The organism is Halosubterraneus shenae (genome assembly GCF_050510935.1).
GTDB lineage: Archaea > Halobacteriota > Halobacteria > Halobacteriales > Haloferacaceae > JBDGPU01.
The window spans coordinates 1-13216 of the sequence record NZ_JBNLVO010000007.1 but is presented as its reverse complement, the minus strand read 5'-3'; the positions used below and the strand labels follow the sequence as shown (position 1 = coordinate 13216).

The window sequence follows — 13216 nt, the reverse complement described above, 5'->3', positions numbered from 1 at the left end:
TGTTGGACCCCCCGCGTTTCCGTCGTTTCCCTACGCCCACCCCGTATTTCCGTCGTTCGGTGCGACTGATGAAACGGTAGCTCTCATTCTTGTATCCAGTCTTGCATCAGGCTGTCCTCGAGGATAGTCTCGCGAACGACCTGGGGATCTTCAATGAGGCGGTTCTGAAGGTGTATCCCGCCTGCACTCCCCTTGTTGATCTTCTCGATCTCGAGGACTCCGAGGAACGCTTGCTCTTTCAGGATGTCGCGGAACCGGCGAACGGAGAGGATGTCCATATCGAGGTGGTTACAGATCTGTTCGTACTGGTCGTACACCCGGCTCGTGAGGAACGCGTCGTCCTCGGAGTTAACGCTAAGTTCTGTTAGCGCCAGCAATGCCGCTTTTGCCTGCGTGGGTGCCCCGTTTACGAGTTCTCTGAAGCGGTCCTTTTCGGCGTGTTGCTGGGCCTGGCGGACGTGTTCTTCCGTCACTTGCTCTGCACCGGTTTCGTAGGCAACTTCTCCAGCATGGCGTAGGATGTCGATCGCCTTCCGAGCGTCGCCGTGTTCCTGGGCGGCGAAGGCCGCCGAAAGCGGGATCACGTCGTCGGATAGGACGCCGTCACGGAAGGCGTCCTCGCGGTTGAACATGATCTCCCGAAGCTGGTTCGCATCGTACGGTTTGAAGAACAGCTCCTTGTGCTGGAAGCTGCTTTTCACGCGCTCGTTCACGCTGTCGACGTACTGGATCTTGTTGCTGATCGCGATGACCCCGACGCTACAGTCGATCTTCCCCGCCTCCTCAGCCCGCGAGAGCTTCATCAACACGCTGTCGTCGTTCATCAGATCGATCTCGTCCAGAATGATGATCACGGAGTCGAACTGTGCATCAAGCGTCTTCCAGAGGAGTTTGTAGTATTTCGACGTGCTGAGACCTGTGTGGGGCACGGTTATGCCGGTCACGGATTCATCGTTCAATTTCGCCGCCAGGGAGGAGACGGCCTGTGTCTCGGTATTGTCTTCCGCACAGTCGATATACGCTGCGCCGATCTCGACGCCATCCTGCGCGGCATTTTGCGCTCGTTGGCAGACGTGTTTTGAGACGAGGGATTTACCGGTCCCCGTTTTCCCGTAGATCATCACGTTTTCCGGGGAGTATCCGTGGACAGCGCCATTGAGGCGTTTCGCGAGTTTCGAGATTTCCTCGTCGCGACCGACGATCCGTTCAGCTTCTGGAACGTGGCCGATTTTTAGGAGATCCTTGTTGGCAAAGATCCGATGCCCGGATTCAAATAGCGGATCCTCGACAGAGCTGGGTGATGAATCGGGCGTCATTGAATATCACACGGTGTGGACCGGGGCACTATAAATCTAGTGGAGACAGCCACCCCACGTTTCCGACGTTCCTCGTTCGATATCAGCATGAATATGCCGTAATTCGGTGGAATTGGATTCCTGACAATATAGCCGCGTTTCCGACGTGAGATAGGAAATCCGTAGACGGAAGCGTCGCCTCGATGTCGAATCCCGAACCCACACACCCCACGTTTCCGTCGTAATTACTGAACAGGTGGGGTGGGGACTCGAAGAAGACGTCCACGAGGAGTTACCAGAAACGAGAGCAGCCTAGCCGTCCAAAGCTGGCCGTCTACCGAAGCAGCTGGAAAGGATTGTTTCATCTGAGGGGGCGAAGTACTTCGTCCCCTCTTTGGTCGAAGTAGACTTAATGAACGTTTCTCAGCTATACCACTTTAATCTATGTGTTCCAGAAGTTAGTTCATCTCTAAGTTGGTTCTAGCTCAACATAATTAGTGGCTGCATAACACTATCGTAGTCTCTCCCTACGCCGTCGTGGAGAAACGACGGAAACCCGGGGGGTGTGGTCCCTTCGAAATCAGCGTCACCCCCTCCACCCACATTCAGTTACGACGGAAACGTGGGGTGGGTGTCCTCCCTCACCGAGTTTTACTCGTCCGGGTTGACCGGCCCTTTATATTTGGACTTCACTGAGTCGCCCTCCCGCCACTGCCAGTAGTAGTAGCGATTATCGTTGATCTGCTTAATCGTGATCGTTGCTTTGGCCGGGACGTCATCCGGTAGATCGTCTGGCCGTTCTTCGACCTCTTCTTGTTTTGCCGACTCCTCGAGACGGGCCTCTCGTTCCTTGTGCTCGGCGAGCGCTTCAGCGTATATCGCAACGTCTCGAAGCTGCTCTAGGCTCGACTCGTTGAGCGTGTTGACGATCTCCGTTGGGAGGTTCCTCGGTGGGGTTGGGGGTTCATAGGACATCGGCAACTCACGTGTTAACCAACACGACCCGCTGATCCATAGTTTTGTTGGTTAAGACGATGGAGACGGTTCTCGCCATAGTCGACCGCGGCGACACGATCTCCGAGCTCGCGACGAAGCTCGGCCACAGCGAGAGCTACCTCTCTCGTGCCGTCGGCGACCTCGTCGAAAAGGGACTCGTCTACAGGGAACGCGACGGCCGCCGAAAACGGGTCGTCCCGTCGGATGCTCGCGCCGTCGAACTCTATCGGGACCTCGTCCGCCAGCGCTCCCACGTCGACTTCCCTGAACTGCTGACCGGCAAGGCACTCGAGGTGCTGTACTACCTCGACCAGCCGCGAACCGTCTCCGAGTTCGCCAAACGGCGCGACAACTACCGCAACACGGTCAGCCGGGTCCTCAAACGGTTACGCGACCGCGGGCTCGTCGGTACCGTCGGGACCGTCGACGGCCACTACGAGTTCAATGCCGACTTCGACCGCCTCCACGAGTTCGCCCGTGAACTCGCACATCATCTACATCGCCAGCGCCTCGAAGCCGTCGCCCCGAAGGGCACGATTCTCTGGGAGGACTACGACGAATTCCTCGCCCAGGCTGAGACGGAGATCGACGCGGCGGCGTTCCACGAAACCGGCCTCGCTCGGTTCGCAGCCTTCGACCTCCAGTTCCTGCTCACCGACCATCGCAGCTACGTCTACTCCGAGGACCTCGACGCAGTCTCGCCGGCGGAGCTCTGCTGTCACACGCTGCTGATCGACGACGGCAGCTGCCACCGCTCGTACCGTCTCCTCCTGCTCAGCCACGTCGACGTCGACGAGGGGGACCTCCGAGATCAGGCGGCGAAGTATGACCTCGAAGCCGAAATCGACGCCTTGCTCCGCTACCTCGAGACCCACGGCGAGGTCGACGACGACCGGCTCCTGGAGTGGGACGAGTTCCAGGAGCTGGCGGCTGACTATGAAATCGAACGATAATCGAGCGTTGATAAGGAACCTATTGTTTCGTAGATCCGCCGTAGCATCTGCTCGGTTGCAAGGGGTTGTAATCGTCAAGGAAGGCTCGACCCTCCTCGGTGAGGCCGTAGAACTTGCATGGTTATCTCTGTCGACGCTGTCGAGCTCTTTTTATCGGATAGAGGCTGATCCGATCGGGGACTGGGATATCAGTGGGTTGGCGTGGCGGGGTGGTACATCTTCGCTCCCGGCAGGGCTGTCGTTGAGCGCTATGGGTCGCCGCTCACTCTTCCCACTCGATGGGCTGCCGGATGATCGGGTCCGCGTCGAAGTCGAAGCTCCGCAGGTCGACCTGGACGTTCCGCTCTCGCTTCTCCTTGGTCCGGTTCCGGAGCCGTTCGAAGGGGCGAGGGATCTCGAGGAGCTCCGCGTCGCCGCTGTTGCCGGTCCTGATGTTCCGGGCGACGTAGAGGTAGTAGAACTCACTTAGTGGACCCCCGGCGGCTTTCCACTCGTTCCACGAGAGGGAGGGTTTGCGTGTATTCACGCCAGACGTCTTGAGCTCGATACACCGGTCAACGATCGCTCGTCCGTCGGCGTCCGTGCGGAGCGTGAGGACGTCGAATCCGGGGAATCCTCTGTTTAATGGGTTCTCCGCACCGGAAAGTCCTCGTTCGTCCCCGAACCGTTCGATGGCATCGTCGAGCGACGGGTTTTCCTCCCGCATCTGATCGTAGATCTCGGGCGTGTGAACGTCGAACACCTGCTCGTCGGGAGTGGCTTCGCCCGCCTCACGGAGCCGCTCTCGTTCGGCCTTCATTGTTAGTTCCATCCCGAACGCATCGATCTCGGTCCGGTACTCCTGAGACGTCCCGTGGCCGTCCCCCCCGCCACCACCTCCCCCGTTCGTCTGTGCCTGTCCCCCTGTGGAGTCGCTGGACGAACGGCTCGCGGGAGCGGCTTCAAGCAACGACTCCGCTATCCGTCGGTCACCGATGCTCGTCACCGAATCGATAGGCGGCACCTGCGCGGAGTGGGCGGTGCCGCTGGTTTCCGTGCTCACGGTCCGCTCCGCTGGTTCGTGTTCCGACCGGTCGTCCTCCTCGGTGTCGTCGGCCATGTACGGTTCGGGGGCGACAGGCTCCGGCTCCTCCTCTTCCATATCTGGCTCGTCCCGTTCTTCGGCAAATAGCTCTTTCCGGGTCGCTTCGACCTGTCCGGAGGGAACGTCGCTCCCCACGGTCCGCAAGCGATTTTCGAGCGTCGTCCCGGGCTCTGGCTCACCTAGTGCGTGGTCGACGAGCGTGTTCACTGCCTCGTAGTACTGGGGAACGTCGAGCCGTTCCGTGTACGCACCAGTCAGAGCGTCGACGAGCGCCCCGCGGTCCAGCGTTCGGTCGACCAGTACTCGGACGATGCGGTCTCCATCCCGCTCGAGGTGGTACGCCTGTGGCTCCGGCGGCCGGTTCTCGTCCCAGCTCCCGTCGGCCAGCGAGATCCGGAGGTCGAGGTTCTCGACGAAAGTCAGCTGCTCGTAGAACGTCCGGGTGGCGCTGCGGTCTTGGTCGACCAGGAACGCCGACTGCCGGTTCGTCCGGAGCCGGAGCAGGAGCGCAGCGAGCAACGTCTCGAGCCACATCTGATCGACGTCGGCGTCACCCATCGAGAGGGGGAGCGGTGGACAGTCCTCGTACGCCGGCTCCCTTCGGACGGCCGTTCGCAGGTCACTTGCCCCACAGTAGCTGCCGAAGCTCGCCGCCTCCGGCTTGAACAGCGCCAGAATGGGGACACCGAGGTTCGCGTACCGGTCACGGCTGCTGCGGGACCGGACGTAGTACGCCTCGCTCGCGGGGACGAGCTCGTACCCTTGGCCGACCCGGCAGAGCAGGTCGACGTCCCCGAGCCCGGTGTCGTCTGGGCGCCACTCCGCCGGGAGCGGCTCACCCTGTTCCAGCCCGGGAAGCAGTTCCGCGATGCGCGTGTACAGCAGTTCGACGGCGCTGGCGAACTGGGCGGGGTCTTCGGAGCTCTCGAGTAGCTCCCCGATACGGTTGACAGCGTGGTAGGCATCCCGTGGTGAGAACGACTCCTGATCGAGGCGCCGGCCGATTCCCAGCGTCTCGGCGAGCGTCGAGACTGCCTCGGGTTCGTCCGTCTCCCTGGCCGGGAACCCCGCCGTGACGAACGGGAGCAACGGGCGTTCCCCCGAGACGTCGAGGCTGAACCGCTCCTCGTCGGCGTCGGGGAGCCGCCAGGCGTCGGGCGGCCGGACTGCACCGAACGTCGTCGGGACCCACGCTGCCTGCCTGAGCTGCCAGACCCAGAGGTTCTGTCCCAGGCGATCGCGCTCGTCCGTGGTGAAGAAGTAGCTGAGGTTGCTTCCACGCCACTGTTTGTTGGTGAACGCCGCCACCTCGGCGTGGCGGTGGGCCGAGAGCCCGCTGTCCCACCAGCACACCAGATGGCGCAGGAGCCGAACGCCGACTGCCGACTCCTCGCGCGCCGCTCTCGTCAGCTCGTCGGCGTACTCTAATGCGTTGACCTGGGAGAGATACTGTTGGCTACTGTCGGGGATCTCCGGGTCGACCTGGGACGCGAGCTGTTCGCGGTAGGCTGTCCACTCGGACTCGGTCAACCCGCGGTAGCGGTGGTCGACCGGCTGTGACTCGGTTTCGAGCGCCGAGTGCGAGCTGATCGTCGACCGTGGCGGGCGGCTGAGCCCCTGTGTCTTGCGGTAGCGGTGTCGGGTCCCGGCGTCCGGAGCGAACATCGGGAGCGGCCGGACGTGTTCGGCGACACCGAGCCACTGCAGGAACGCTGCCCAGGCGAGATGCTCCTGGTCGGGAGGTTCGCTCTCGGCCGGGTCGAGCCCGAACCACTCGGGCGGCGCGAGGAAGCGTGGTTCGAACCGGTCTGAGTCGGTTACGTCGCCGACCGCCCGGAGCAGCTCCTCGACGTGTGCGTCCTCCGGCCGGCCGAGCGCGGTCTGCCACGCCGAACTGAAGTAGACTCGGTGGGCGGGCTGCCACTCGACGGAGTCGTCCGGGCCGACCGTCGGGACCGGGAGGCTGGCGAGCGCGGAGAACGGCTTCCGCGAGGACTGATAGAGCAGCGGGGCGTCGGGCGACCGGTCGTTCTCGGGCGACTGGACCGCCGCCATCCGACGGATCGTTCCGAGGGTCTCCAGCTGGTGGAGCGTCGATGGGTCCGCTTCGGGGGAGTTCGGCCCGGGTAGCTGGGGGCTGATGGCTGCGTCGAACACCTGGGTGAACTGGTACTCCTTGACGTTCCAGACGGTCCGGAGGTCCGACCCGAACTCCGCCGGGAGCGCCGCCTCCCTGAGCGGCTTGGCCCGGTTCGGGTCGCTGCCGTGGTAGAGTTCGCTTGCAAGAAACTGGATATCCGGGAGTGCACCGCCCGCGATGTCGTTCTCGGGCGGCATGAACACGGTTGGCGCGCCGAATCGCCTGTGCCGTTTCGTCGTCCCACTCGACGGCTGTCGGCAACAATGGTACTCGACGGCAAGCGTCGTCGAACGCGGCGCGGTCGTCGTCGCTCTCGAGCGGTTTCCGCACGGCGACCAGATACTCGAGCACGGGGTCTATCAGGAGCCGACACGGCTCGGCGTCCTCGGGCACCGAAATCTCCCACTCCTCCTCGCTTGTCAGCCGGAGTGTGGGGTTGACGGACGCGTCCGCGAGAAGTTCGGGGACCGACGCGGTGTCGAGTCGGCTCGCGCCGTACGCTTCGAGCGCCCGTGTCTTCCGGTGAGCCAGCAGTGTCGCCTCGGGGAGCCCCTCCAGCGCCTGCGGGATGGTGGCTCCAGTCTGGAGGAGCTGGACGAACTGCTCGCCCAGCGTCGGGAGCTCGGTCGCCGTCGGCGGGAGACGGACGGCGTCGATACTCACGCTATCGTCGCCGAACGCGCTCGGTAGGAACGGGACCGGGCTGACGGCGGCGTTCACCTGCTCGAAGAGGCAGTGGTCGACGTCGCCGGGCGTGAACGACCACTCCCGCCGTTGACCGAGTGAGGGGTCGAGCGCGTCGACGAACGCCGCGGGCGTGGTCGCCGACGCACTGACGAACGGCAGTACTCGCTGGGCGAATACCGTCCCGACCTCCTCGAAGAGGTAGCTGTTGAACTGCCCTTCGTAGCCGCGTTCACCGTCGTGATCGAGCGTCAGGTTCCGCCGTGACGTGTCCGACTGGAACGTCCCTGTGACCAGCGCCGGGATCGGACTACGCTCTTTCGTGGGGAGAAAGACGTGGACCATTGGCGGGCGGTCCCGAGACTCCCCGTAGACGGGATCGAGCGCCCAGTCGCTCATCTCGGCCGCCGGCGCATCGGTCGCGGGCGTCGCGCGAAACGCCACGCCGACGCGTAACTGCCCCATCGCGTCGATCTCCGGGTCGGTGAGATCCGCTCGCTCGGCGACGCGGTCGCTGTCGATCTCCGTGCGCTCGAAGAGACAGTACCAGTCGGTCGTCGCCGACGTCGACACACCGTCGACAGTCTCCCGTTCCACCTCGATGAGCGTCGCGCTCTCCGCATCTCGAAACTCCTGTCGAGAGAGGCGCCAGCTCCGCTCCCAGGTCGGACACTCGATGTCGATACGTGCCAGCTCCGGCAGGAGTGCGACCGTGTTGGCGCCCAGTGACTGAAGCTTCCGCTGGATGGCGCCGTGGTACTGTGCCGAGTCTCGGAGCGGGAGTTCGAACACGGTCGTGAATCCCTCTTCGAGGAGTGACTGGACGTCTGCGGGCGGCTCCGCCGGGTGGGGGAGCGAGAGCAGCGGAACCTGATCTGCTTCGACCTCCCCGTCGAACGCGTCGGCGATCTCCTGATTCTGGGTCAGGGTTTCGGCGGAATGCCCCCGGTGGAACTGAGCCTGTACCGACTCCGAGAAGACACGAGGGTTGTCGGTGACACCCAGCACGGAGGTGAACCCCCGGCCCTTGTGGCCGATCGTAGTGTCTCCGGCTTTCGTCGTCCGAGTCGTCAGCGTCAGCGCGTAGAGGTCCCCCATCGAGAACGGAGCGCCGTTGTTGGCGACCAGCAGCCGGTCGTCGGTGAGGCGGATCTTGACCGCCGGCGTCGCCGTCTCGTCCATCTCGTCGACGGCGTTCTGCAGGAGTTCGAAAATGAACCGCCCCTCGTAGTCCGCGCGGTCCTGCCGCTCGGTCCCGGCGTCGGACTCAATGCGGTCCGGATTGCTCTCGTAGGTCCCGACGTGAAGCGACTGGATGTCGGCTATCGACTCCGGGACGTCGTCGTTCATGGCCTGACGTATCTTCCCGGACGTAAATATGGTCTGACTACCACGGCACGGCTACGACATCGCGCTCAGGCGCCACCCTCAACGGGCGCAAAAAATTAACCAACAAAAGAGGGTATCCTGACAATCTGTTGGTTAACCTATTAGCAAGCAGGCGGCTCTTCGAGAACGTCGATGAGTTCTTCTGCCGTCCGACTGATCCGTCCGAGCCGCTCGCGCACGACCTCGGGATCGTCCGACTCCCACGCAGCGAGGTAGAATGCCGAGCCGCTCGTGTCGAGCCCGCAGTAGCGCCCGACGACGTACGCGACGGCTTCGGCCTCGACTTCGCGTTTCGCCCGCTCGGTGTCGTCGTCGACATCGAAGTGGAGCAGGGCGTGTGCGTACTCGTGAATCAGCGTCCGCGCAAGGTCGGCCTCGTTCTCCCGATCACGCACCTCGACGAGCGGCTGAACGTCGACGAGACTCAGCTGTTCGCAGATGCCCTTCGCCTCGCCGTGGGCCCACTCCTCGGCTGGAACGATCCGCACCGTCACGCCGAGGTCGTCAGCGGCGCCAGTCAACTGTTCGACGAGATCGCCGGCCTCCCCAGTCGCTTCCGTGTCCAGGTCGGGAAGCGGTTCGCCCTCGGTCTGGGAGACGTCGAACACCGGCGCGGGCTTGAACCCGACCAGCCCTTCGGACCACTCTTCGGGCGGCGTCTCGTCGTACTCACAATCGCTGTCCTCGTGGTAGCTCGGCGAGTTCTCGCACTCCGGGCACTGTTTCGCGATGATTGGCGCCCAGATCCAGATGGCCGACTCACCCTCCTTGACGTGACGGTCGAACTCCTCCTGCCACGTCCGGTAGCCAGCCACGCGGGTTGCCTCGGGACACTGCCGCTTGATGAGGAGCGTGTTCCGGTAGGAGTAGTCGTGGAATCGACTCTGGACGTCAAGCCACTCCTGGAACTCCGCGCTGGCCTGCGCGTCGTCGACGCCGGCGACGAGGTCGTCGATCCACTGTTCGATCGTACTGTTCATCTCGTCGGATCGCGTGTCGGTCTGGTCGAAGGAGACCGACGAATCACTGGTCGTAGCCATTGTGTTCACCGAATCAAGTTCACGGCAACTGCGTCTGCTCAGACCGCGCCGCACCCCTCAGGGGCGTTCAAAAAACCGCTCTGTCGGTCAGCGGAGCTCGTGGCGTTCGTTCGCAAAGCCAACCGAGACGAGGTACTCGAGGAACTCGTCGAACCGCTCGACGTCACTGGGGGTGTCGGTCGCAAGGTGACGTGCCCACTCGATGGCCCATTGGAAGGCGGGATCTGTGCAGCCCTTGCCGTGAATATACCACCACCGGGCCGCTTTCAACACGACCAGCGGATTCGTCGGCGGCTGCTCACCGGCGAGGCCACGGGTGATGGATTCGATTTCGTCGGGCACGTCGGCGGAATCGACCTCCGCTGATTGCGTGTTGTCGATATCGACCGGGATCTCGTCGATCGAGACGTTGTCGGGACTCTGTTGTTGACTCACTGGAAGTCACCTCTGAGAGCTTTCGAAGGAGCCCTCGCCCTCTCGGGGGGCACGAAAAACAGTCGAATCAGACGCCCTCTATTGGCCACTCCCAACGGTGATTTACGCCGACACCCAGTTCTCAGCGGTCATTCAACATTCTGGAGACGGTGCGTTTATTTGTCCGTTCTCCGGAGACAGAAGTGAAACACGGGCGATGGAGTCCGCCTTCCCCAACCGCCGATACGGCTGATGACTCCTATTTCCGGTTCGTCAGATGCTACGGAGACAACTCATTCGGCACGGGGAAGCGATCGTACTGATTGCACTTGGTGGAATTGTCGGTGCGAATCTTCGGTACGCTGTCGGGGCAGCAGCGGGTGACGCACTCCTGGTCACTCTTCTCGTCAACACCATCGGGAGCTTCGGACTCGGGGTACTCCTCTTTGATGCTCGAGCAGATGAGTTCCTCACGAAACGGTTGCGTTATGTCTTCGGAACGGGCTTCTTTGCCTCGTTTACCACCTACAGCACGTTCGTGGCCGACATTGCGTTGACCACACCGGAACTTGCAGCCCCCTATATTATTGCCAGTTACGCGTCCGGATTTGGTGGAGTATTCGCCAGTCGAAAAATCGTGGCCACGACGTCTACTACTGCAATTCAGCCTCCAACGCCGGGTGATGACTAATGGAGATTCTCCTCATCAGTATTGGTGGGGCAGTCGGTGCAGTCCTGCGTTATCTGGTCGGGCAGCTGATCGACAATTCGTCGTTCCCGTGGGCCACTCTCGTGGTAAACGCGCTCGGGAGCTTCATGCTCGGGTCAGTCATTTTCGGGGTGAGTGATTCCGACATCCTTCTCTTGGTGAGTGTTGGATTCTGCGGGGCGTTCACGACATTTTCGTCGTTTAGCTTTCAGACCGTTAGCCTCTGGGAGCAGGGCGAACAGAGAGCTGCATTCTTGAATGCGCTCGGCAATCTGACCGTCTCTCTGCTTGCATTCGGAGCTGCGTGGCTTCTCATATCCTAAGTACTGAGAAACCCCCGCTCACCAGTCGGTTCGGGAAGATCGGGAAGAGAATAGAACTCCATCTACGTCACGTCGGCGGGAGGTAGACGCTCTGCTCGCCAGCGATTTGATTCGAACTGAGCATAGAACTTCGCTTGTTAGTCAACCACTGGTTGGACTGGCAACCGCTCGAGGCGACGATGGCACGGGATACAGAGAGTAAGCAGGTTACTCGGCATATCTGCATCGTCGACCGACTGGTCTGGATCGTTGTAGAACCGGCGTCGAGGAATCCGGTGGTGAACCGGAAGATCACGTCCGAACCTCTCGCGGTGAGCTTCGCGGCCCATACCGCAGCGCAGACAGGACTCGTTGTCACGGGTGATGATCTCCTCACGAATCTGTGGCCAGTTCGAGCCAAACGGAACTGTCTCAGTATCAGACTGACGGTAGCTTTCTAGATAGTCCGGGTCGGCCGCTTGAAGGGCTGTTCGCCACGTTCCGAACTCACGCTGATACGGAACGATGGAGAACTCCCCGTGTTCGTTCATTTCCGTCGTTGTCGGTGGGTGGCCCAGCTCATCCGTAACAGCCCGCAATTCGGTTAATAACTCCTCCCGTGGGATTCGCCACCGCTCATTAGGCTCGAAGCCGGCAGCTCGGAGAGCTTCATTCCACGAACCGAATTGTTCTTGATAGACTGCTGCACTCCATTTCCCTTGGTTCCGCATCTCATCCTTCCGAGGGACATGGTCTAGCTCTTCGGCGAGCCTGTTGAGTTCGGATATCAGATCCTCTTCGCTCACATTCCACACGGAGTGGACTTCCAACCCAGCCTGTCGAAGAGCACGATTCCAGGTTCCAAACGCTCGCTTGTACGAATCCGAGGTGTAGGGGCCACTCCGGTCCATCTCATCTGCCGTGGGCGGTCGACCCAGTTTCTTAGCGAACCCCTGTAAGGCAGAAATGAGTGCCTCCTCGGAGAGGTTCATTTCGACGTTCGGTTCAAAACCGGCCGCCTGTAGTGTTGAATTCCACCCTCCAAATCGCTTACAGTATGTCTTCACCGAATACTTTCCGTGATTACTGTATTCTCGCTCTGACGGAGTTCCCCCTACAATGTCAGCAACCGATTTGAGATCTGCGAGAAGATCCTCTTCGGGGGTCCGTGGTCGTCCGTTTGGGTCGTTCGTTCCTGTTTGAAGTCCGGCAGCCTCGAGTGCGTTATTCCACGACCCGAATCGGTCTCCGTACGTCTTCGAAGCATGGGGTCCTGAATCGTCCATCTCACTCTGCGACGGAGGACGACCGAGTTCCTCAGCGAACTTCTGGAGCCGATTGAGGAGTTCATCGTCTGAGTACAGTTTCTTGCCCATGATTTCTGAGAGGATTGAGTCACTCAGTTTGGTCCCGGTTCAGTATTTGAATGTCCGTTCTGGGGTCTGCGATTCGTCATCCTATCGATGCTGGCTGCCCCGCACCCATTCCGGGGCCCGAAAAACCGAGACTCAGGCAGTTAACCAACAATAAGGAAACCCACGCGGAGTGTGTTGGTTAAGAATAGAGCCTACTCTTCGTTCTCACGCAGCTCTTCAGCCTTCCACTTGAGCCGGCGCAGAATTTGCGTTCGATTCTGGTGGGCGTTCTCGTAGGCTACACACTCTTGCAAGGTTTCCATATCGGGAATCGTCGCGATTCCTGCCTTGATCAGGCGCGTGTTCGGTGCTTCCAGACGCTTCTCTGGGGGGAATTCGTCGCTCTCTTCGTCGTCAGTGGTTCCCATCTCAAAGAGCCTCCACCCCTTTGGGGCCGACACAAACAACTCTCCGGACGATAATCCCATCTCTAATAGAGATAATACCGGTACAACGGTTACCGTAATGGTCATTCCCCGCGAGTGTTTACAGGCCCGTATGGAGCGAAAGACGATCTCAGTCACCGGGATGTCCTGCAACGGGTGCGAACAGAACGTGGAGACCGCCCTGCGAAACCTCGATGGTGTGAATCGGATCGAGGCCGACTACGAAGCTGACACGGTCACCGTGGTCCTCGAGGATGGAGTCTCAGACGACGACGTGAACGCGGCAATCGAACAAGCTGGCTACGACGTAGTGGCTTAATCGGCTGTCAATTGGCCGTCTCCACGCTCGCCGTCGGTGCGGTCGTCGAGGGCGAACTCGGTGTTGACACCCTCGCCGGAGAGGAGTTGA

The 13216-nt window shown here is 61.2% G+C and carries 12 protein-coding genes, 1 pseudogene and 1 riboswitch; of the genes and pseudogenes, 5 read left to right on the top strand and 8 right to left on the bottom strand.

Annotated features, from left to right (window positions below; genetic code table 11):
• Positions 1 to 83: 83 nt before the first annotated feature.
• Both orc4 and ACQE3M_RS14335 read right to left on the bottom strand, forming a co-directional pair.
• The gene (orc4, locus tag ACQE3M_RS14340; protein WP_430506210.1) at positions 84 to 1316 is read right to left on the bottom strand and encodes a DNA replication protein Orc4; all 1233 of its coding nucleotides are present in this window, start codon (positions 1314 to 1316) and stop codon (positions 84 to 86) included.
• A gap of 630 nt (positions 1317 to 1946) precedes the next feature.
• The gene (locus ACQE3M_RS14335; protein WP_430506209.1) at positions 1947 to 2270 is read right to left on the bottom strand and encodes a DUF6788 family protein; all 324 of its coding nucleotides are present in this window, start codon (positions 2268 to 2270) and stop codon (positions 1947 to 1949) included.
• A 59-nt stretch (positions 2271 to 2329) separates the two neighbouring features.
• Here ACQE3M_RS14335 and ACQE3M_RS14330 point away from each other — a divergent pair, with 59 nt between their 5' ends.
• Positions 2330 to 3244 (top strand): helix-turn-helix transcriptional regulator, encoded by a 915-nt coding sequence (locus ACQE3M_RS14330; protein WP_430506208.1) that lies wholly within the window; start codon positions 2330 to 2332, stop codon positions 3242 to 3244.
• Positions 3245 to 3506: 262 nt separating this feature from the next.
• Here the strand turns inward: ACQE3M_RS14330 and ACQE3M_RS14325 are convergent, their stop codons facing one another.
• Positions 3507 to 6665 (bottom strand): hypothetical protein, encoded by a 3159-nt coding sequence (locus ACQE3M_RS14325; RefSeq protein ID WP_430506322.1) that lies wholly within the window; start codon positions 6663 to 6665, stop codon positions 3507 to 3509.
• On the opposite strand from ACQE3M_RS14325, the gene ACQE3M_RS14320 reads away from it, so the two are divergent.
• On the top strand, positions 6646 to 7158 hold the full coding sequence (locus tag ACQE3M_RS14320) for a hypothetical protein (protein ID WP_430506321.1): 513 nt from the start codon (positions 6646 to 6648) through the stop codon (positions 7156 to 7158). The genes ACQE3M_RS14325 and ACQE3M_RS14320 overlap by 20 nt on opposite strands.
• A 1032-nt stretch (positions 7159 to 8190) precedes the next feature.
• On the opposite strand, the pseudogene ACQE3M_RS14315 reads toward ACQE3M_RS14320, so the two are convergent.
• The 3 genes and pseudogenes from ACQE3M_RS14315 to ACQE3M_RS14305 all read right to left on the bottom strand — a co-directional run.
• A pseudogene (locus ACQE3M_RS14315) lies at positions 8191 to 8334 on the bottom strand (hypothetical protein); the annotation flags it as partial.
• Between the two features lie 308 nt (positions 8335 to 8642).
• Positions 8643 to 9581 carry an ArdC-like ssDNA-binding domain-containing protein gene (locus tag ACQE3M_RS14310; RefSeq protein ID WP_430506207.1) on the bottom strand — a complete coding sequence of 313 codons (939 nt, stop codon included), beginning with the start codon at positions 9579 to 9581 and terminating at the stop codon, positions 8643 to 8645.
• 87 nt (positions 9582 to 9668) lie between these two features.
• Positions 9669 to 10016, bottom strand: coding sequence for a DUF8013 domain-containing protein (locus ACQE3M_RS14305; RefSeq protein ID WP_430506206.1), 348 nt, complete (start codon positions 10014 to 10016; stop codon positions 9669 to 9671).
• Between the two features lie 183 nt (positions 10017 to 10199).
• A riboswitch (Fluoride riboswitch) is annotated at positions 10200 to 10264 on the top strand.
• An 8-nt stretch (positions 10265 to 10272) separates the two neighbouring features.
• On the opposite strand from ACQE3M_RS14305, the gene ACQE3M_RS14300 reads away from it, so the two are divergent.
• Together ACQE3M_RS14300 and crcB are read left to right on the top strand one after the other, a co-directional pair.
• Positions 10273 to 10686 carry a fluoride efflux transporter FluC gene (locus ACQE3M_RS14300; protein WP_430506205.1) on the top strand — a complete coding sequence of 138 codons (414 nt, stop codon included), beginning with the start codon at positions 10273 to 10275 and terminating at the stop codon, positions 10684 to 10686.
• Entirely contained in the window at positions 10686 to 11027 is a 342-nt protein-coding gene (gene crcB / locus ACQE3M_RS14295; protein ID WP_430506204.1) for a fluoride efflux transporter CrcB, read from the top strand. The genes ACQE3M_RS14300 and crcB overlap by 1 nt, the downstream gene beginning before the upstream one ends.
• 137 nt (positions 11028 to 11164) lie before the next feature.
• Here the strand turns inward: crcB and ACQE3M_RS14290 are convergent, their stop codons facing one another.
• Both ACQE3M_RS14290 and ACQE3M_RS14285 read right to left on the bottom strand, forming a co-directional pair.
• Positions 11165 to 12382, bottom strand: coding sequence for a homing endonuclease associated repeat-containing protein (locus ACQE3M_RS14290; protein WP_430506203.1), 1218 nt, complete (start codon positions 12380 to 12382; stop codon positions 11165 to 11167).
• Between the two features lie 191 nt (positions 12383 to 12573).
• Positions 12574 to 12789 carry a DUF8129 domain-containing protein gene (locus ACQE3M_RS14285; protein ID WP_430506202.1) on the bottom strand — a complete coding sequence of 72 codons (216 nt, stop codon included), beginning with the start codon at positions 12787 to 12789 and terminating at the stop codon, positions 12574 to 12576.
• Positions 12790 to 12919: 130 nt separating this feature from the next.
• Here ACQE3M_RS14285 and ACQE3M_RS14280 point away from each other — a divergent pair, with 130 nt between their 5' ends.
• Complete coding sequence (locus tag ACQE3M_RS14280; protein ID WP_430506201.1) at positions 12920 to 13126, top strand: heavy-metal-associated domain-containing protein; 207 nt, start codon at positions 12920 to 12922, stop codon at positions 13124 to 13126.
• Positions 13127 to 13216 lie beyond the last annotated feature (90 nt).